We start from the raw sequence: 17,764 nt of genomic DNA on the forward strand, positions 1-17,764 counted from the left end.
GAAAACCGTCCATCCCCCTTCATATCTGGCATTAAGGGCTTTTCATCGAAGGAAAGCCCGCTATATGGGCGCCTCCCGAGTCGGGAACGCCTCTTTCCACGAGGCAGCGGCAAGCCGCAGAGTGGACGCATAGCTCAGTTGGTAGAGCAGCTGACTCTTAATCAGCGGGTCCTAGGTTCGAGCCCTAGTGCGTCCACCATTCATTCCAGACAGTCGCAAGTTTCGAACGCTCGAAGGCCGATGTGCCTGTTCATCACATGCGATGTGATGAAGTATTGGTAAACACATTTTGATGTGATATCCGGGCTGTCATGAACACCATGGATAAAGTTCGCACATTGGTTTCGCAGGGTCTTATGACCCGTGCCGGGCTGGCTCGCGCGGCAGGTCTCCACGCCAACACGCTGCGTGATTGCGGCGAGGATAACTGGAACCCGACGACGGACACCCTCGCCAAGCTCGAAGCCTTCCTTGAGGCCAACGACGAGACACCCGTGATCGTAGGCGCCGAGGAGATCATCGACGAGGCGCGCAACGGCCGCATGTATATCCTGGTGGACGACGAGGATCGCGAGAATGAAGGCGATCTCATCATCCCGGCGCAGATGGCCACGCCGAGCGCGATCAATTTCATGGCGACTCACGGACGCGGCCTGATCTGCCTGTCGCTCGATCGCAAGCGCGTCGAGGCGCTCGGCCTCGAACCGATGAGCCGCGACAATCGCGAAAGCATGCAAACCGCCTTCACCACTTCGATCGAAGCGAAAGAAGGGGTGACGACCGGAATAAGCGCCGCAGACCGGGCAAGGACGGTCACTGTCGCTATCGATTCGACAAAGGGACCGGACGACATCGTCACGCCCGGTCACGTATTCCCCCTTGCTGCACGCGATGGCGGCGTCCTGGTCCGTGCCGGGCACACCGAGGCGGCCGTCGACATCTCGCGCCTGGCGGGCCTCAATCCGTCCGGCGTGATCTGCGAGATCATGAACGAAGATGGCACCATGGCCCGCCTCGACGATCTGATCGGTTTCGCGCGCAAGCACGATATGAAGATCGGCACGATCCGCGACCTCATCGAATACCGCATGCGTCACGACCACCTTGTGGAACGGATGGGCGAAGACAGTTTCGACTCCGATTATGGCGGCGACTGGCGGTTGCTGACCTATCGCAATACGGTCGACGGCAGTGAAAGCTATGTGCTCCAGAAAGGCCATGTCGTCGAAGGCCAGCCCACACTGGCCCGCGTTCACCCGATCTCGATCTTCGACGATCTCCTCGGCAAGCCCGGCCCGCGCAAACGCACCCTTCAGCGCGCCATGCATGCGGTGGGCGAGCATGGTTCGGGCGTCATCGTGCTCATCACCGGCCGCCCTGCCTCGAACCGCGGCTACAGCGACAATGACGCTCAGCGAAACGTAGGCATCGGCTCGCAGATCCTCGCCGATCTCGGCATTGAGGACATGATCCTGCTCAGCAATTCGCAACCAAATGTCGTGGCGATCGAAGGCTATGGCCTCAATATCGTCGACCATATGCCCATACCGGAGTGATTGCATGGCCCGTTTCCTGATCGTCGAAGCCCGTTTCTACGACCACCTCAACGACATGCTGATTGCCGGCGCGCGCTCCGCTCTCGAAGCCGAGGGGCACGAGGCAGACGTGCTGACCGTACCCGGCGCTCTGGAAATTCCAGGCGCCATCGCACTTGCCAGCGAGAGCAACCGCTATGACGGCTATGTCGGCATTGGCGTGGTGATCCGGGGCGAGACCTACCATTTCGAAATCGTCGCCGGGGAAAGTGCGCGCGGCATCATGGCGCTGACGATGGACGGCATGGCCATCGGCAACGGTATTCTCACCGTCGAGAACGAAGAGCAGGCCATCGTGCGCGCCGATCCGAAACAGAAGGACAAGGGCGGCGAGGCAGCCAAGGCAGCCATCGCCCTGCTCGAATTGCAGCAGCGCTTCACCGCCTGATCCCATGATCGAAATCGCCGCGCTGATGATGATCGCCTCGGGTGCGATCCACGCGGTGGTGAATGCCGTGCTCAAATCGGGCAGCGACAAGCTCGCAAGCCGTGCGCTGATCGATCTCAGCGGCGGGATACTCGTCCTGCCCGCCATCTTCTTCTTCCCGGCTCCGCAAGGCGCATGGGGCTGGCTGGCGGGTTCCCTGATAGTTCACGCCATTTATTTCCTCGCATTGGTCCGCGCGTTCGAGGTGGCCGATATGAGTGCGGCCTATCCGGTCATGCGCGGCACCGCCCCGGTCTTCGCAGCGCTTGGCGGGGTTGTGATCCTTGGCGATGCGATGACCCTGCCCGTCGCCGTCGGTCTGGGACTGGTGACCACCGGCATTTTGCTGAGCGCCATTGGACGAAATCTGACGCACGCGGCGTTCGGGTACTCGGTCCTCACCGGCCTCGCCGTTGCCTGTTACACAGTCCTCGATGCGGGCGGCGTCCGCGCCGCGCCGACCCCGATGTCCTACATCGCCTGGGCATTCTTTGTGTTCGGAGCGGTCATTGGAGGGGCGTTCGGTGCATGGCGCGGACGCGCCTTCATCGCATATGCGCGAGGCAACTGGCGCAGTTGTGTGCTGGCCGGCGGCATGGGTGTCGTGAGCTACGGGCTGGCCATGCTGGCCTTTTCGCTGGGCGACCTGCCGCGCCTTGCCCCCTTGCGGGAAAGTTCGATCCTTTTCGCCCTGCTGATTGCGATCCTGTTCCTCGGCGAAAAGGCAGGCCGTCTCAAGATCGCCGGGGGGGGGCGCTGATCTTCGCAGGCGTCGTAACACTCTTGCTGGCTCGCTAGGCCGCTCCGTCGAGGAAATCTTTCAGCCCGAGGGGTGCGAAGGGGCCGATGATCAGTTGCTCGAATACCCCGATTCCATCGGAACCGTCGCCGGCCGCTACGCGCACCGGAATCTGGACATGCAGGTTTTCCGGCGCAAGCGGATCGAGCTCCGAGAGTTCGATATCCTCGCGCTCGACCTTCAGGGACCCGTGATACATGCCATGGCCCCATTCGGGATGGGTGTAGCCGAGGCCCCGCATCTGAAACCTCCCGAGCGGTTCAAACATTACCTGTTCGGGCGCACCGCGCAGCGCGAGCGATAACGTCCCGCCCGAAGGCCAGCGCGTTCCCGCTTCGAGACGGGTGCGCATGCTGCCGTGACCTTCGACCAACTCGGTCGCGGATGCGCCTTCCGCCGCCCATGCGGCACGCGTGTTCCACGCATTGCCGAGCTTGTCGTTGTTGACGTGGAAGAACAGGCTACCGCTTGCGAAGTTGACCGGGGTCCATTGCCAGAAAAAGCCTGGCATGGGTGCGCCCGGCATCGGCTGCATGTCGCGTGCGCCCACAGGCCTCACGCCCCAGCTGCGATCGCGCGTCCCCATCGTCCCCTCGGCGAGATCTTGTTTCTCGCCGTCGATTTCGATCCAGCCCTGGTAGCGGCCATTCTGCGTCATGCGTGTGTAGTCCATGAACGCACGAGGGCCGATCCGGTGGGTGAAGCGCGGTTCTTCGATCGGAAAGGCGCGGCCCGTGAAAGTGATGTCGGCCGCGAGCCCCTCGAACGGTTCGAGCCGGATGCGCAGCACATTGAGCGCTTCGATGATCTCGACCGAGATCGGCCCGGCCGACATGGCCATGCGCTCCATGCCGAGTTCCGCACTTGCATGGATGCAGTATTGCACACCTTCGCGGACGACGTTGAAATGCGCGTCGATCACATCGAGATGCGGATAGATGCCGAGCGCAACGGCGAAGAACCCGGTGCCATCGGGTGCATAGCCGTTGAAAAAATAGCGATCGTAGAAATTCCGGTCGGTCCCGGCATAGGCCACCGGTTCGGGTGTCTGGTGGATGGGGTAGTCGTCGCCGCGGCTCAATGCCATCACAGAACCTCCTTTAACGCAGTCATACTATCGCGTGCGAGCGCCAGCGAACAAGAGCCGCGTGCCATGGACAGAAAATTCGCGTCCCCGCGCTCGGTTCGCTCGACGAAGGCTGCGCTGAACACGGCGGTAGCGACTCCGTGGAGGATGCCGACACGGTAGTCGTGGTCGATCTCTTCGCGAGTCAGCGCGATGCCGCGCCGGTTCATTTCGCTCAGCCACAGGGCAAGCAGTTCCTCTTCGTGCTCGCGCCACAGCGCTTCACCCACGCCGCAGCCGATGAAATAGCCGACATCGGCCATCGGTTTGCCCACTGCCACGGTCTGCCAGTCGAGCACCGCGATCGGCTCGACGCCGCCCTTGATGTCGAACAGCATGTTGTCGAGCCGGAAATCGCCATGGACGAGGCATTGCGGCGGCTCTTCGCGTCCGAACAATCTCGCACTCGCTTCGGCCAGTTGTTCGCATATCGCCATGTATTCGGGCTCGAGCGTATCGGCATAGCGCTCGGCAAAAATCGCCTGAGCCTGTGGATACATGTCGGCGAGCCGTCCACGCAGGTCTGCTGGTGGTTTGAGCCAGTCCGCTTCGAGGATCTCCGTGCATCCCCAGCTTGGGGCATGGATCGCCGCCGCTTGCCGGATAGCGGCGCGTGCATCCTCGATCCCGCAACTGGAAATCTGGTCGCCCTGTCGCGCGGGCCCTATGTCTTCGAACAGCAGGATGAATTCGCCCCCGGTCTCGTCGACCTCGGCGAAATACACCGCCGGCACTCGCACGGCCAGTTGCGACGCCACATGCCGGTAGAACTCGACCTCCTTGCGATAGAGGCCGAACATGGCTGCCGTGCCACGACTTGTGGCATCGGCGGCAGGAAACTTGCCCGCTAAGGTCCTCGGGCAGCCTTCGCCTGATATGTGGAAACGGACGCTATCGCCCACTTGGCCCGTACCGACTGGCTCCCATCGAATGCCGGACACTTTCGCGCCCAGCACATCGCCGAGCCACGCGGTCGTCACTTCATCCGGATGCGCCGGAAATCGTGCCAAGCCCCTCTCCCAGCAAAAGCAGTGGCGGAACGCTAGCGGGCACCGAGCGTCGTGACAATCATGGAGGTCGACCCGACATGAACGGACCACAGGAATGGATCGCCTCCATCGGGACCGTCCTTGCAGCCTCGATGATCGCCCTCGACATGGGACGCCGCGCAACCGCCTGGGGCTTTGTTCTGTTCTGTGGCGTTTCCGCCTTGTGGATCTATATCGGGCTGACCCAGAACGCGATGCCGCTCGCCGCAATGAACGGCGTTCTGCTGCTCATCAATGCCTGGGGTGTATGGCAATACTGGTTCCACCCGAAGAACCCCGGGCGGAAAGCGGTCCTTAAGCCCCGATGCGTCCGAAGCAGGCGCGCCCGGCATAGTGCGCGCTATCGCCCAGCTCTTCCTCGATCCGGATGAGCTGGTTGTATTTTGCAAGACGATCGGAACGGGCCAGTGAACCGGTCTTGATCTGGCCGCAATTGGTCGCGACCGCGAGGTCTGCAATCGTCGCATCCTCGGTCTCGCCCGAACGATGCGACATCACCGCGGTATAGCCTGCGCGATTGGCGATGCTGACCGCATCCAGCGTTTCGGACAGCGTGCCGATCTGGTTGACTTTCACCAGCAGCGAATTGGCCAGCCCCTGGTCGATCCCTTCGCGAAGGCGCTGGGGATTGGTTACGAACAGATCGTCGCCGACCAGCTGTACGCTATTGCCGATACGATCGGTCAGCGCCTTCCAGCCTTCGAAATCGTCTTCGGCCATGCCGTCCTCGATCGAGCGGATCGGATAATCGCGGCACAGTTTGTCGAGATACTCGGCCATTTCGGCGCCCGTCAGCGACAGGTTTTCGCCCGAGATTTCGTACTTGCCATCCTTGAAGAACTCGGTCGACGCACAATCGAGTGCGAGGGCGATGTCCTCGCCTGGCTTGAAACCGGCCTGCTCGATCGACGCCATGATGAAATCGAGTGCATCGCGCGTGCTGGCAAGATCGGGTGCGAAGCCACCCTCGTCTCCTACGGCAGTGGCCAAGCCTTTTTCGTGCAGCTTTTTCTTCAGCGTGTGGAACACTTCCGCACCCCAGCGCACAGCTTCGGCAAGGCTGTCCGCCCCGACCGGCATCACCATGAACTCCTGGATGTTGATCGGGTTGTCGGCATGTTCGCCGCCGTTGATGATGTTCATCATAGGGACCGGCAGGACATGCGCCGATACGCCCCCGATATAACTGTAGAGTGGCAGGCCGCGAGCATTTGCGGCTGCCTTGGCCACGGCCATGCTCGTGCCGAGGATTGCGTTCGCGCCTATACGGCCCTTATTGGGGGTGCCGTCCAGCGCGATCATCGAAAGGTCGATGTCCCGCTGGTCTTCGGCATCGAATGCGCCCACCAGCAGATCGCGGATCTCGGTGTTCACCGCATTGACGGCGTTGATCACCCCCTTGCCCAGATACCGGTCATTGTCCCCGTCGCGCAGTTCGACGGCTTCGTGCGCACCGGTGGACGCGCCGCTCGGAACGGCCGCACGTCCGAAGCTGCCATCGTCGAGTAGAATATCGACCTCCACAGTGGGATTACCCCTCGAATCAAGAATTTCGCGGGCGTGGATGTCGATAATGGCGGTCATGGCTGCTAGTGCTCCGGGCAAAGGTGTTGTAATTCACTAAAACACCCCCAGATGGGGAGTCGACAGCGCTCTATTCGCCGGAACATTGCCGCGCAAGTTGCGTTGCTTGATCGAAGGTAATTTGACCCGACGAATACGAATTGAGGGGAAGGAAGACTACCATGCCCGAAACCACCGCAGATGGCACGCCCAAGAAGCGCAAGACCCCTGCCGTCAGGAAACCCGCAGCCAAGAAGGCGCCAGGCACCAAAGCGCCGCGCAAGACCGTAGCTAAGAAGAGCACAGCTAAGGAGACCGTTCCCGTGACCAGCACAGCTCCCACTTCCAAAGAGACAAACAATCGTACCGAGGCCAAATCGCGCTTCAATGCTGCGCTCGAAGAGGCAAAAGCGGGTGCTGCGGCGCTGAAAGCCGAAGGCAAGGATCGCGCCACCGCCTATCGTGAACAGGCGAAACACAAAAGCGACGACTGGGTCGCCGAGGCCAAGGCATACGGAACGGACGCCAAGGTCAAAGGGCGCGAGTTGGCTACCGAAGGCAAGGTCAAGGCTGGCGAAGGTTTGCGATCGCTGAGCAAGTTGGTCAATGACAATGCCTATCAGGTCGACGAGAGGCTCGGCGCGAAGTATGGCGATTATGCGCGCAGTGCATCGAAGTCGCTCGATGGCTATGCCACCAGGTTGGACGAGAAAAGCGTCGACGATCTGGTCGACGACGGGCGAGAATTCGTTCGCAAGAGCCCGGGCAAGGCGCTTGGTATCGCCGCGGTTGTGGGCTTCATGCTTTCGCGTCTATTCCGCAGCTCGCGCTGACCGAACCGGCATGGGGGTATGAATGCGGGACGATGACAACGAGCGGGCCGAGGATTATACCGGCCCGCTCGATTTGCCTGACGAACACGGGGCTCCCGATACGGACGGGCGGGACGACCAGCATTTCTCGCTCACAGACGATGTCGTCGCTTTACTCGAAGATCTCAAAACCTATGGCGAAGCCGAGTTGCGCTTCCAAAAGAGCCGGGCGGGATTCATCGGAAACCGGACCAAAGGCGTAGTTGCATACCTACTTGCTGCATTTGGCGTGCTGCACCTCGCCTTGATTGCGGCGACCGTTGGCTTGGTCCTGGCTCTCGTGCCTGTAGTTGGTCCATGGGCTGCAACGGCAATTGTTACGGTGGCCCTTGTAGTCGCGGGGGTCATCTTGCTTTTGTTGCTGAAGGGGAGGCTGGACGATATTCGCGATGCCTTCGACGATGGAGACGATAAGTGAGCTACCGGCGAGCGCGGATGCTGGAAGACAAGCACTTGCGCGATTCCGCCCGAGCCCTGGTCGATGCGGACATAAAGCACCTCAAGTCGGATTTCGCGCACAGGAGTTTTGCGGGGCGCGCACTCGACCGTGTGCGTGAAGGCGCGACCGACCTCTACGAAGAAGCTATCGATGTCGCCGAAGACAATAAGGGCGCGCTGGCGGCGCTGTTGGCGGCCGTCGCTGTATGGTTCGCGCGTAACCCGATCTTGGAAATGCTCGGTTTTGGTCAGGAAGCGGACGAAAAGCATGATGACCGCGACGAAGGCTCGGAACGTTGGGACCCTTGAAATCGTTGCTTTACCAAGCGCAAGTTCCGGAGAGAAACCATGACCAATGCAGTTGAAAGCAATGTTACCCCCATCAGCGCCGAGAGTAATCTGAGCGACGAACAGAAGCGCGAACAGCTGCGCGCCCGGATCGAAGCGGGAGAGAAGCGCAACGCGGAGCGTACCTTTGCCGACCAAGCTAAGGATGTTGTTGACGGCGCACTTGAGTTCACCAAGCGGCATCCGCTGGCAGTAGCCGGTGGCGTTGTTGTCGCCGGACTGGCCATCGGAGCGATGACCCGCCGTGGCCGAAACATCGGTCGCCGCGGTGGCGTGCTTGCCGGCATCGCGGCGGACGCGATGCTGGCTTACGGTGCACGAATGATCGACGGCGTAGTCGATGGCGCGCACTATGCCGGCGACCGGATAGAGGACTTCAGCGACAACGCGACGACGGCTGCACGCGGCTTGCGTCGGGACGCAGCCTATAAGCTTGATGTCGCGGGTGACGCGTTGCGTAGTTCAGGCCGGAAGGCTGGTCGAAAGAGCAGCCGTGCCTATCGCTCTTTGCGTAACCGCTTCACACAGTAAGCGCTCGCTGGAACGTGCGATAGCGGCGCGACGGGGTTGCCTGTCGCGCCGCTTTCGTTATGTGGCGCAGCCAATTGTCCTCCCCTTCGAGAAAGTCAGACACATGGAAGAAACCGAGAGCAAGCAGGCGCTCTATCTGGTGATGGGTGGCCGCGTGATCGATCCGCGCAGCGTCACCTTCGCCGATCCGGAAAGCATCCACGTCGCCGGAGTTTTCAGCAGCTACGACACGGCCGTCGATGCTTGGCGTTCGAATGCGCAGCGCACGGTCGACGATGCCGAAATGAAGTACGTGATCGTTCATTTGCACAAGCTGCTCGATCCCGGCGCCTGATTCCCGCAATGGCCTATGCGATCAGGCCATATCGCGAGAATGATGCCGAGGCCCTGGCGATCATGGTCGCGGCGGCCATAAGCGAGATCGGCGCGCACGCCTATTCGCCCGAACAGGTCGCCGCATGGTCCGCGCGTCATACCGGTGCCGGGCGATACCGGGAGCGGGTGGCGATGGGTGATGTCATCTTCGTGGCAGCCGATGCCGACGACAAACCGGTCGCCTATGCGCTGATCGAGCGCGACGGCCACCTCGACCATCTCTACAACCACCCCGACCATACCCGCCGGGGCCTGGCCGCGCAATTGCTGGCCAGCGCGGAATCACATGCGCGCGAGCGAGGCATAGCGAAGCTCTACACCGAAGCGAGCGATCTTGCCCGCCCCGTATTCGAGCGAGCGGGTTACATCGTAACCGGAAAACGGGAGTTCACCATCGCCCATGAAGGCCGGGACGTCCCGATCCACAACTGGCCGATGGAAAAGCTGCTTAAATGAACTCGATCTTGTCGATCAGGTAGAACTTGTCGCCTGAAGGAACGGTCACTTCGACCTCTTCCTCGATTTGCTTGCCGATCAGGGCGCGGCCGATGGGCGAATTATAGCTGATCCGGCCCTTCGACGCGTCCGCTTCGGTCTGACCGACGATCTGGTAGCGCACCGGCTTGTCGTTTTCGTCGAGAAGGGTGACGGTTGCCCCGAAGATCACCTTGTCGCCCGAAAGCGTGGTCGGATCGATGATCTGCGCGCGGCTGATCTTGTCTTCCAGCTCGCCGATCATCGCCTCGACCTGGCCCTGACGTTCCTTGGCCGCATGATACTCGGCATTCTCGGAAAGGTCGCCATGCGCACGCGCTTCCTCGATCGCGTCGACGATCTTCGGGCGTTCCGCCCGCAAAACCTTAAGGTCTGCCGTGAGCTTTTCGTAACCCTCGGCCAGCATCGGCACTTTTTCCATAGGACCCCTTGTCCTTCCTGTTCCAGCTCGCCCGCGGGACAATTCGAAGCCGGTCCGCCGGATTGCGGAGCCCAATCGGTTCGAATGTCTGGAGGGGCAGCGTCGTGTTCTTCGTCAACTATAATAGTCTTGCAACGAACGCACTTCAAGCTGATCCGGTGAAACCTCTGCTATCGCCTGTGCAACGGCCAGCGATGCGGCGGCAGTGGTGTAGTAGGGAAGCTTCTTTTCCAGCGCCGCTTCGCGGATGGATTTGCTGTCGAGCAGCGACTGCCAGCCTTCGGTGGTGTTGAAGATCAGCTGCACATCGCCATCGATAATCGCATCGACGATATGCGGGCGACCTTCGGCAACCTTGTTGACTGGCTCCACGGCAAGGCCCTGTTCTGCAAGGTAGCGCTGCGTTCCGCCGGTAGCGATCACGCGAAAGCCCTTTTCGAGCAGCGTCCGCACCGCAGGCAGGATCAGCGGCTTGTCGGTATCCTTTACCGAAACGAACAGCGTACCCGATTGCGGCGGCTTCATCCCTGCGCCCAGCTGCGATTTCAGGAAGGCGGCAGCGAAACCGCGATCGATCCCCATGACCTCGCCAGTCGATTTCATTTCGGGCGACAGCACCGGGTCGGCACCCGGGAAGCGCGCGAAGGGAAATACCGCCTCCTTCACCGCCATATGGTTCGGATTGAGATCGAAGGGCTCGAACGTGTGCAGGCCCTCGCCCGCCATGACGCGCGCGGCGACCTTGGCGATCGGGCGTCCGATGGCCTTGGCAACGAAGGGCACGGTGCGGCTCGCGCGCGGGTTGACCTCGATCAGGTAGACCTCGCCTTCCTTCACCGCGAACTGCACGTTCATCAGTCCGCGCACCTGCAGTGCCTTGGCCAGTTCGGTGGCCTGACGTTCCATCTCGGTGACGATCTCCGGCGGGAGGCTGTAGGGCGGCAGGGTGCAGGCGCTATCGCCCGAATGGACGCCAGCTTCCTCGATATGCTGCATCACGCCCGCAATGCGCACCTCGAACCCGTCCGAGACGACATCTACATCGCATTCGATCGCATCGCGCAGATACTGGTCTACCAGCACCGGGCTGTCGCCCGACACGTTGACCGCGGTGTTGATATAATCGTCGAGCTGCGCCTCGCTGTCGACGATTTCCATCGCCCGTCCGCCCAACACGTAACTGGGGCGCAGCAGCACCGGATAACCGATGCGCGCGGCGACCGCGGCGGCTTCGTCACGGCTCTTGGCGATACCGTTCATCGGCTGCATCAGCTTCAGCTTGTTGACAAGTTTAGCAAAGCGTTCGCGGTCTTCGGCCAGATCGATCGCATCCGGGCTGGTGCCGAGGATCGGGATGCCTTCCCGCTCCAGCGCGGCGGCCAGCTTCAGCGGCGTCTGCCCGCCGAACTGGACGATGGTGCCGACCACCTCGCCCTTCGACATTTCGACACGCATGATCTCCAGCACGTCTTCCTCCGTCAGCGGCTCGAAATAGAGGCGATCGGAGGTATCGTAGTCGGTCGAAACGGTTTCCGGGTTGCAATTGACCATTATCGTTTCGAACCCGGCTTCGGCCAGTGCGAAACAGGCGTGGACGCAGCAATAGTCGAACTCGATGCCCTGCCCGATCCGGTTCGGGCCGCCGCCGAGGATGACGATCTTCTTGCGATCGCTCGGAGCGGCCTCGTCTTCGGGCTCGCCGAAGCTCGGAGCTTCGTAAGTCGAATACATATAGGGCGTGATCGCCTCGAATTCGGCGGCGCAGCTGTCGATCCGCTTGTAGACCGGATACACGCCCAGCTTGCGGCGCAGATCGCGCACTTCCTGCTCGCTCGTCGCGCCCGCCATGGCACGCAATGCGTCGTGCAGCAGGCCCGACCGCTTGGCCTGCGTTTCACCCAGCCCGCCCGCAACTCCGACCGACCGCACAGCCAAAGTGGCGAGGCGCCTGTCCGAAAAGCCCATCGCCTTCAGGCGGCGCATTTCGGCGGCTTCGTTGGGCAAGCCATTATGCGCGATCATCTTTTCTTCATAGATGATTGCCTCGATCTGCCGCAGAAACCAGGGATCGAAACCCGTGATCTTTGCGATTTCCTCGACCGTGAAGTTCTCACGAAAGGCTTGTGCAATCTTGAGGATACGGTCGGGAGTGCGCTTGGAGAGCGAAGCGGTCACGACTTCGCGGCTGAGGCCCTCGAACTCGGTAATGCGGTTGAACCCGTCGAGCCCGGTTTCCAGACCGCGCAGCGCCTTCTGCATCGATTCCGCGAAACAGCGGCCAATGGCCATGACCTCGCCGACCGATTTCATCGCGGTCGACAGTTCGTTCTTCGATCCCTTGAACTTCTCGAAGGCGAAGCGCGGGATCTTGGTCACGACATAATCGATGGTCGGCTCGAAACTGGCAGGCGTCGCACCGGTGATTTCGTTCTGGATCTCGTCGAGCGTGTAGCCCACGGCCAGCTTGGCCGCGACGCGCGCGATAGGGAAGCCGGTGGCCTTGGACGCCAGCGCGGATGAGCGCGAAACGCGCGGGTTCATCTCGATCACGATCAGGCGGCCGGTCTTCGGATCGACTGCGAACTGTACGTTCGAACCGCCTGTTTCCACGCCGATTTCGCGCAGCACCTCGATGCTGGCGGTGCGCATGATCTGGTATTCCTTGTCGGTCAGCGTCAGCGCCGGGGCGACCGTAATGGAATCGCCCGTATGCACGCCCATCGGATCGACATTCTCGATCGAACAGATGATGATGCAATTGTCCTTGCGGTCGCGCACCACCTCCATCTCGTATTCTTTCCAGCCAAGGAGCGATTCCTCGATCAGGACTTCGGTGGTGGGCGATGCGTCCAGACCTTCGCGGACGATCTTGTCGAATTCCGCCTTGTTATAGGCGATGCCGCCACCCGTGCCGCCCAGCGTGAAGCTGGGGCGGATGATTGCGGGCAGGCCCGTGGTTTCGAGCACCCTGAACGCCTCGTCCACCGTATTCGCCACGCCGCTGCGCGCGCTTTCGAGGCCAATCTTGTCCATCGCTTCGCGGAACCGCTGGCGGTTCTCGGCCTTGTCGATGGCATCGGCATTGGCCCCGATCATGGTGACGCCGAACTTCTCCAGCACACCCTGATTGGCGAGGTCCAGCGCGCAGTTCAGCGCCGTCTGCCCGCCCATTGTCGGCAGCACTGCATCGGGCCGTTCCTTCTCGATGATCTTGGCGACGATCTCAGGGGTAATCGGCTCGACATAGGTCGCATCGGCCATTTCCGGATCGGTCATGATCGTGGCGGGGTTGGAGTTGACCAGGATGACCCGGTACCCCTCCTCCTTCAGCGCCTTGATCGCCTGCGTGCCCGAATAGTCGAACTCGCAGGCCTGGCCGATGATGATCGGGCCGGCGCCGATGACGAGGATCGAGGAGATGTCTGTACGTTTGGGCATCAGAGGGGGATTTCCACGAGAGTTTCAAGAGTGGGCGCATTCTGCGCCAGCGGCGAGGCGGGCGGCGGCAGGACAACGGTGAAATCGGTATGCATCCGCGCGAGGCGGCGATAGTCGACTTTGGTCACCCCGCTGCGGCGCGGGAAGACGCAGTTGCGGCGGATCGAGACGATATCGTCGCCCGTGCGCACCGCGATGTAGGTCAGCACTTCATAGCGCAAGGGGCCATTGCCGCGCATGGTGACATCGAGCTGGCGCACCTGGTCTCCATCCTGCGCCTCGCGCTCGATCTCGGTAAGGCCGCGGGTAGAGAGGCGAGACACCTGCGCTTCGTGAACATTTCCGAGCGCGAAAAGCGCTGCGGAAAAAGGCGACCAGCCCGCTGCAGCACGGCAGTCCATCCGCCCGGCGATCGGCCCAGCGGAGGTCTCGTACTGGATCGGCCGCCAGAAGGTGGCGATGACCGTGCCGTCGACGCCCTCGAGCTGATCGAGCCCGCCATCGCCGGTGAAGGTAACGCCGGGGGTGAGCTGGACGCCTTCCGTCGCGGCCGGTTGTGCGGCCAACGGAAATGAAATCACTGCAAGGACGGATGCAAATACACCCTTGCAAAACGCCGCCTCCCTAAACCACGGCAAGAAGAATTTGGCAGACACGCGACGGCTAGCTACGCAAAGCCCCTTCCCTTGAGGGAAGGGGTTGGGGATGGGTGTACAACGTTGGCGGAAAAACGACTGACCGGCGCAGCGCGTAAACTGCGAAACAACATGACGGATGCCGAACAGCGCCTCTGGTCTCACCTGCGCGCTCGCCAGCTCTGCGGCGTCAAATTCACCCGTCAGTTCCCTATCGGCGGATACATCGTCGACTTCGCCTGCCGTTCCCTGCGCCTCGCCATCGAATGCGACGGCGGCCAGCACACCCCCGAAACCGACACTGCGCGCACCGTAGCCATCGAAGCCCACGGTTATCGCGTCATCCGTTTCTGGAACCACGACATCTTCGAAAACCCCGATGGCGTACTTGAAACAATCGCCGCCGAAATCGCCCTCGCCCGAAACCAACGCTGACAAGCCCCTTCCCTTGAGGGAAGGGGTTGGGGATGGGTGTACGACTGCCGAGATTCCGTGCCTGGCCATCACCGCCGAACCCCCATCCCCAACCCTTCCCCAAGGGGAAGGGAGTTTGCGAGGATCCAGGAGGTGGCTGTGCGTTTGGGCATTAAATTTTACCTGCGATCCAAAGTGTCACTAGTATACTTGCGATACCGACAAGGACTCCTACCCAGCCAGCCCATGAAAGTTTTGCATTAGGTACAGATTTGCGGTCGCTCTGAACGTTATTCACGGGTGAGAAATTGTTCACGATACTAATTGGCGAACTGGGTGCTTGTTCGTTTGGTTGCGAGCGGTTTTCTTCCTTCTCCCATGTGAACCATTTCCAGCCATCGGGTAATGGCAAATCCTCGTTCGGATCCACATCAGAAAAAATCTCCCTCAGGTCAGGTGTGACCCGTAGTGAGGTCGCTCCAATGATCGAAAGCACCTCTTCGTAAGCGTCACCGTATGAGTCGCGACGCAATCTGGCGCTCAATGGTGTTCCAGTCCGATAAATTTTTGCAAAGCCCTTCTTTTGCCAGTGTATAAAAGCGTCGTTCAGCAGATCGGGCGGAATTTTCGCGTTATATCTTTCGTTCAGTTCCTTCACCGGCTGATATCTATTCGAGCCCGTGACGTGCTCAAGCAGGAGAATAAACAGCGCGTTATCTCGATACTTTTGGGTGTCGGTTTTCACCCCAACATCCCCACGAACTTTTCGAACAGATAGAAGCTGTCCTGCGGGCCAGGGCTCGCCTCAGGGTGGTATTGTACGCCGAAGGCCTTCTTGCCCTTGATCGAAATGCCGCAATTCGTCCCATCAAACAGCGAAACGTGGGTCTGCTCCACATCATCCGGCAGCGTCTCGCCATCGACCGCGAAGCCGTGGTTCATGCTGGTGATCTCGACGAGGCCCTCGCTTGCGCCCCAGCCCTCGCCCACACGCTGGACGGGATGGTTGGCGCCGCGGTGACCTTGGAACATCTTGGCGGTTTTCGCGCCCGCCGCGATGCCGAGCATCTGATGCCCCAGACAGATGCCGAACAGGGGTGTTTCGTTCTCGATCAAGCGTCTGATTAACGGAACCGCGTACACTCCGGTGGCCGCCGGATCGCCCGGTCCGTTCGACAGGAACACGCCATCCGGCTCCAGCGCCATGACCTCTTCGAACGAGGTTCTTGCGGGCACTACCGTCACCTTGGCCCCCGCTTTCACGAGGTTGCGGAAGATATTGTCCTTGGCGCCGTAATCCAACGCCACGACATGTGGCTTGTTGGCATTGCCCTCGCCATATCCAAAGCCGAGCTGCCAGTGGCCGCCGGTCCAGCTTTCCTGCCCTTCCCGCGTCACCCCCGGCACGAGGTCCAGCCCTTCAAGTCCGCTCCACTCGGAAGCCCGCTTTTTCAAGGCCTTGAGATCGAATTCACCCTGCGGACTATGCGCGATCACGGCATTGGGCGCGCCGTTCAACCGGATGCGGCGGGTCAGCGCGCGGGTGTCGATACCCGACAGCCCGATCTTGCCATGCGCCACGCACCATTCGACGAATTCGTTCTGCGCGCGGAAATTCGAATGCGGCGTAATCTCCTGCCTCACCACCAGTCCGACGGCACCCAGACCACGGCTTTCGTGGTCTTCTTCGTTCGCGCCAACATTGCCGATATGCGGGAAGGTGAAGGTGACAATCTGGCTGTCATAGGACGGATCGGTCATCACTTCCTGATAGCCGGTCATCGCGGTGTTGAAGCAGACTTCGCCCACCGCATTGCCGCTGGCACCGAAGCCCTTGCCCCAGATGACGGTGCCGTCGCCGAACACGAGGACTCCCGTCGCGCCTTTGGGTTGCGCGTGCGAAATTGCGGACAGGGCCATGGGCGCTCCGGGTAAAAGGTTTCCAGCGATGTGTGCTAAGTCCCAGCCGCTAGGGACCTGTGCGATTCCCGTCAAGCGGAACACTTGGCATATCGGTGCACTGTTCTAAATGGACTGCCGAAACAGTCTCCAACCATCGGGAATGCCAATGCTGCGCGAAAGAATCCAGGCCGAAACCGTCACCGCCATGAAGGCCAAGGACAAGGACCGCACCGCCGCGCTCCGCCTCATCGGCGCCAAGATCAAGGATCGCGATATCGAATTGCGCACTTCGGACAAGAAGCCGGAAGACAACGAGCTCGTCACCGACGTGCTGCTCAAGATGGCCAAGCAGCGCCGCGAATCGATCGAGATGTACGAGGATGGCGGCCGCCAGGAATTGGCCGACAAGGAAAAGGCCGAACTGGTCGTGATCGAGGAATTTCTGCCAAAGCAGATGAGCGAGGACGAAACCCGCACCGCGATCGCCGGGATCAAGGCCGATCTCGGTGCCGACGGCATGAAGGATATGGGCCGCGTCATGGGCGAGCTCAAAAGCCGCCACGGCGCGACACTCGACATGACCAAAGCCAGCGGACTGGTGAAGGAAGCGCTGTCGTGAAGCAAATCATCGCGCTTCTATTGCTCGGCGCGCTCGCCGCTTGCGGTTCGCCGGAGCCGGAACCTGCACCCTCGCCTACGCCGACCGTCGCCGCACCGCGCACACTGATCGGCGCAGACCTCGACCTGTCGACCCTCGGGGCGAAGATCGTCGGGCCGGAGGGCCCCGAAGTCGAAACCCTGCTCAGCACCAGCACCCACGAGATCGGCAACATGGTCAGCTATGTCGCCTGCCCTGCAGGCGTCAGCGCCTGCAAGCCGGGCGAAATGCCGAAAGGCACGGTCTATACCTATGTCCACCGCGTCACATTGGCGGATGCCAGCCAGGCCGCCGATGCAGAGCCGACCGAAGGCCCGGAGGTCGTTCAAAGCCCGCCTACTCTCTTCCGCACGATTCGCAGGGCCGCGGGTTTCAACCAGTCGATCGGCTTTTCGAGCGCCGAAGCTGAAGAGACGCTAGGGGATCCCGATGCGATTTCGATCCGGAACGACAGTGGCAGCCTGATCTGGCGCGTGGTTAGCGGATCGGGCTGGAAGCCGGGCGGCACGGTGACCTTCTGGTGGCAGTCGACCTCGCCGCCACAAGGCCCTGCCGAAGCCTATGTGCTCGAACTCGACGGCAACCAGGTCACGGCGATCGGCCCCTTCCCGCCTGAGGATAAGCCTGTGGAGGGCGGCAACGCCGGCTAGCGGCGGGTCCCAAGCAGGCTTAAGGTCT

The 17,764-nt window shown here is 61.2% G+C and carries 20 protein-coding genes and 1 tRNA gene; 13 read left to right on the top strand and 8 right to left on the bottom strand.

Features of this window, described 5'->3' with window-relative positions; translation table 11 throughout:
- Positions 1-123: 123 nt before the first annotated feature.
- From K3174_RS02255 to K3174_RS02270, 4 genes are all read left to right on the top strand, one after another.
- Positions 124-199: transfer RNA gene (locus K3174_RS02255), tRNA-Lys, on the top strand.
- A gap of 112 nt (positions 200-311) precedes the next feature.
- Positions 312-1,556 carry a 3,4-dihydroxy-2-butanone-4-phosphate synthase gene (gene ribB, locus K3174_RS02260; protein WP_221555267.1) on the top strand — a complete coding sequence of 415 codons (1,245 nt, stop codon included), beginning with the start codon at positions 312-314 and terminating at the stop codon, positions 1,554-1,556.
- Positions 1,557-1,560: 4 nt separating this feature from the next.
- The gene (ribH, locus tag K3174_RS02265; RefSeq protein WP_221555268.1) at positions 1,561-1,983 is read left to right on the top strand and encodes a 6,7-dimethyl-8-ribityllumazine synthase; all 423 of its coding nucleotides are present in this window, start codon (positions 1,561-1,563) and stop codon (positions 1,981-1,983) included.
- Positions 1,984-1,987: 4 nt separating this feature from the next.
- Entirely contained in the window at positions 1,988-2,782 is a 795-nt protein-coding gene (locus K3174_RS02270) for a DMT family transporter (RefSeq protein WP_221555269.1), read from the top strand.
- Between the two features lie 34 nt (positions 2,783-2,816).
- On the opposite strand, the gene K3174_RS02275 is transcribed toward K3174_RS02270, so the two are convergent.
- From K3174_RS02275 to eno, 3 genes are all read right to left on the bottom strand, one after another.
- Positions 2,817-3,908 carry an Rv3169 family protein gene (locus K3174_RS02275; RefSeq protein ID WP_221555270.1) on the bottom strand — a complete coding sequence of 364 codons (1,092 nt, stop codon included), beginning with the start codon at positions 3,906-3,908 and terminating at the stop codon, positions 2,817-2,819.
- Positions 3,908-4,957 carry a phosphotransferase family protein gene (locus tag K3174_RS02280; RefSeq protein WP_247711811.1) on the bottom strand — a complete coding sequence of 350 codons (1,050 nt, stop codon included), beginning with the start codon at positions 4,955-4,957 and terminating at the stop codon, positions 3,908-3,910. The genes K3174_RS02275 and K3174_RS02280 overlap by 1 nt, the downstream gene beginning before the upstream one ends.
- A gap of 333 nt (positions 4,958-5,290) precedes the next feature.
- Positions 5,291-6,580 (bottom strand): phosphopyruvate hydratase, encoded by a 1,290-nt coding sequence (gene eno / locus K3174_RS02285; protein WP_221555271.1) that lies wholly within the window; start codon positions 6,578-6,580, stop codon positions 5,291-5,293.
- 161 nt (positions 6,581-6,741) lie between these two features.
- On the opposite strand from eno, the gene K3174_RS02290 reads away from it, so the two are divergent.
- The 6 genes from K3174_RS02290 (at position 6,742) to K3174_RS02315 (ending at position 9,579) form a co-directional block, all read left to right on the top strand.
- On the top strand, positions 6,742-7,392 hold the full coding sequence (locus K3174_RS02290) for a hypothetical protein (protein WP_221555272.1): 651 nt from the start codon (positions 6,742-6,744) through the stop codon (positions 7,390-7,392).
- Between the two features lie 22 nt (positions 7,393-7,414).
- Positions 7,415-7,849, top strand: coding sequence for a phage holin family protein (locus K3174_RS02295; RefSeq protein ID WP_221555273.1), 435 nt, complete (start codon positions 7,415-7,417; stop codon positions 7,847-7,849).
- Positions 7,846-8,178 carry a hypothetical protein gene (locus tag K3174_RS02300; RefSeq protein WP_221555274.1) on the top strand — a complete coding sequence of 111 codons (333 nt, stop codon included), beginning with the start codon at positions 7,846-7,848 and terminating at the stop codon, positions 8,176-8,178. Before K3174_RS02295 ends, K3174_RS02300 begins: the two co-directional genes overlap by 4 nt.
- Positions 8,179-8,217: 39 nt before the next feature.
- Complete coding sequence (locus K3174_RS02305) at positions 8,218-8,748, top strand: hypothetical protein (protein ID WP_221555275.1); 531 nt, start codon at positions 8,218-8,220, stop codon at positions 8,746-8,748.
- A gap of 103 nt (positions 8,749-8,851) precedes the next feature.
- Entirely contained in the window at positions 8,852-9,082 is a 231-nt protein-coding gene (locus tag K3174_RS02310) for a DUF4170 domain-containing protein (protein ID WP_221555276.1), read from the top strand.
- A gap of 8 nt (positions 9,083-9,090) precedes the next feature.
- Positions 9,091-9,579: a GNAT family N-acetyltransferase gene (locus tag K3174_RS02315; RefSeq protein WP_221555277.1), complete on the top strand. Its 489-nt coding sequence runs from the start codon at positions 9,091-9,093 to the stop codon at positions 9,577-9,579.
- On the opposite strand, the gene greA is transcribed toward K3174_RS02315, so the two are convergent.
- The 3 genes from greA to K3174_RS02330 all read right to left on the bottom strand — a co-directional run bounded on the left by greA (position 9,572) and on the right by K3174_RS02330 (position 14,043).
- Positions 9,572-10,039: a transcription elongation factor GreA gene (greA, locus tag K3174_RS02320; RefSeq protein WP_221555278.1), complete on the bottom strand. Its 468-nt coding sequence runs from the start codon at positions 10,037-10,039 to the stop codon at positions 9,572-9,574. The genes K3174_RS02315 and greA overlap by 8 nt on opposite strands.
- Positions 10,040-10,153: 114 nt before the next feature.
- Positions 10,154-13,477: a carbamoyl-phosphate synthase large subunit gene (carB, locus tag K3174_RS02325; RefSeq protein ID WP_221555279.1), complete on the bottom strand. Its 3,324-nt coding sequence runs from the start codon at positions 13,475-13,477 to the stop codon at positions 10,154-10,156.
- Positions 13,477-14,043, bottom strand: coding sequence for a hypothetical protein (locus K3174_RS02330; protein ID WP_221555280.1), 567 nt, complete (start codon positions 14,041-14,043; stop codon positions 13,477-13,479). The genes carB and K3174_RS02330 overlap by 1 nt, the downstream gene beginning before the upstream one ends.
- 153 nt (positions 14,044-14,196) lie before the next feature.
- On the opposite strand from K3174_RS02330, the gene K3174_RS02335 reads away from it, so the two are divergent.
- The gene (locus K3174_RS02335) at positions 14,197-14,547 is read left to right on the top strand and encodes an endonuclease domain-containing protein (protein ID WP_247711812.1); all 351 of its coding nucleotides are present in this window, start codon (positions 14,197-14,199) and stop codon (positions 14,545-14,547) included.
- 151 nt (positions 14,548-14,698) lie between these two features.
- Here the strand turns inward: K3174_RS02335 and K3174_RS02340 are convergent, their stop codons facing one another.
- Together K3174_RS02340 and carA are read right to left on the bottom strand one after the other, a co-directional pair.
- Positions 14,699-15,271, bottom strand: coding sequence for a hypothetical protein (locus K3174_RS02340; protein ID WP_221555281.1), 573 nt, complete (start codon positions 15,269-15,271; stop codon positions 14,699-14,701).
- A complete protein-coding gene (carA, locus tag K3174_RS02345; RefSeq protein ID WP_221555282.1) occupies positions 15,268-16,446 on the bottom strand; it encodes a glutamine-hydrolyzing carbamoyl-phosphate synthase small subunit in 1,179 nt (392 codons plus the stop codon). The genes K3174_RS02340 and carA overlap by 4 nt, the downstream gene beginning before the upstream one ends.
- A gap of 148 nt (positions 16,447-16,594) precedes the next feature.
- On the opposite strand from carA, the gene K3174_RS02350 reads away from it, so the two are divergent.
- Positions 16,595-17,047: a GatB/YqeY domain-containing protein gene (locus K3174_RS02350; protein WP_221555283.1), complete on the top strand. Its 453-nt coding sequence runs from the start codon at positions 16,595-16,597 to the stop codon at positions 17,045-17,047.
- Positions 17,044-17,736: a hypothetical protein gene (locus tag K3174_RS02355; RefSeq protein WP_221555284.1), complete on the top strand. Its 693-nt coding sequence runs from the start codon at positions 17,044-17,046 to the stop codon at positions 17,734-17,736. The genes K3174_RS02350 and K3174_RS02355 overlap by 4 nt, the downstream gene beginning before the upstream one ends.
- The last annotated feature ends 28 nt before the right edge of the window (positions 17,737-17,764 follow it).

It is taken from the genome of Qipengyuania qiaonensis, from assembly GCF_019711515.1.
Taxonomy (GTDB): domain Bacteria; phylum Pseudomonadota; class Alphaproteobacteria; order Sphingomonadales; family Sphingomonadaceae; genus Qipengyuania; species Qipengyuania qiaonensis.

Coding starts and splice junctions, on each gene's coding strand:
- ribB (WP_221555267.1), top strand. CDS start 312: ATGAACACCATGGATAAAGTTCGCACATTGGTTTCGCAGGGTCTTATG.
- ribH (WP_221555268.1), top strand. CDS start 1,561: ATGGCCCGTTTCCTGATCGTCGAAGCCCGTTTCTACGACCACCTCAAC.
- K3174_RS02270 (WP_221555269.1), top strand. CDS start 1,988: ATGATCGAAATCGCCGCGCTGATGATGATCGCCTCGGGTGCGATCCAC.
- K3174_RS02275 (WP_221555270.1), bottom strand. CDS start 3,908: ATGGCATTGAGCCGCGGCGACGACTACCCCATCCACCAGACACCCGAA.
- eno (WP_221555271.1), bottom strand. CDS start 6,580: ATGACCGCCATTATCGACATCCACGCCCGCGAAATTCTTGATTCGAGG.
- K3174_RS02290 (WP_221555272.1), top strand. CDS start 6,742: ATGCCCGAAACCACCGCAGATGGCACGCCCAAGAAGCGCAAGACCCCT.
- K3174_RS02295 (WP_221555273.1), top strand. CDS start 7,415: ATGCGGGACGATGACAACGAGCGGGCCGAGGATTATACCGGCCCGCTC.
- K3174_RS02305 (WP_221555275.1), top strand. CDS start 8,218: ATGACCAATGCAGTTGAAAGCAATGTTACCCCCATCAGCGCCGAGAGT.
- K3174_RS02310 (WP_221555276.1), top strand. CDS start 8,852: ATGGAAGAAACCGAGAGCAAGCAGGCGCTCTATCTGGTGATGGGTGGC.
- K3174_RS02315 (WP_221555277.1), top strand. CDS start 9,091: ATGGCCTATGCGATCAGGCCATATCGCGAGAATGATGCCGAGGCCCTG.
- greA (WP_221555278.1), bottom strand. CDS start 10,039: ATGGAAAAAGTGCCGATGCTGGCCGAGGGTTACGAAAAGCTCACGGCA.
- carB (WP_221555279.1), bottom strand. CDS start 13,477: ATGCCCAAACGTACAGACATCTCCTCGATCCTCGTCATCGGCGCCGGC.
- carA (WP_221555282.1), bottom strand. CDS start 16,446: ATGGCCCTGTCCGCAATTTCGCACGCGCAACCCAAAGGCGCGACGGGA.
- K3174_RS02350 (WP_221555283.1), top strand. CDS start 16,595: ATGCTGCGCGAAAGAATCCAGGCCGAAACCGTCACCGCCATGAAGGCC.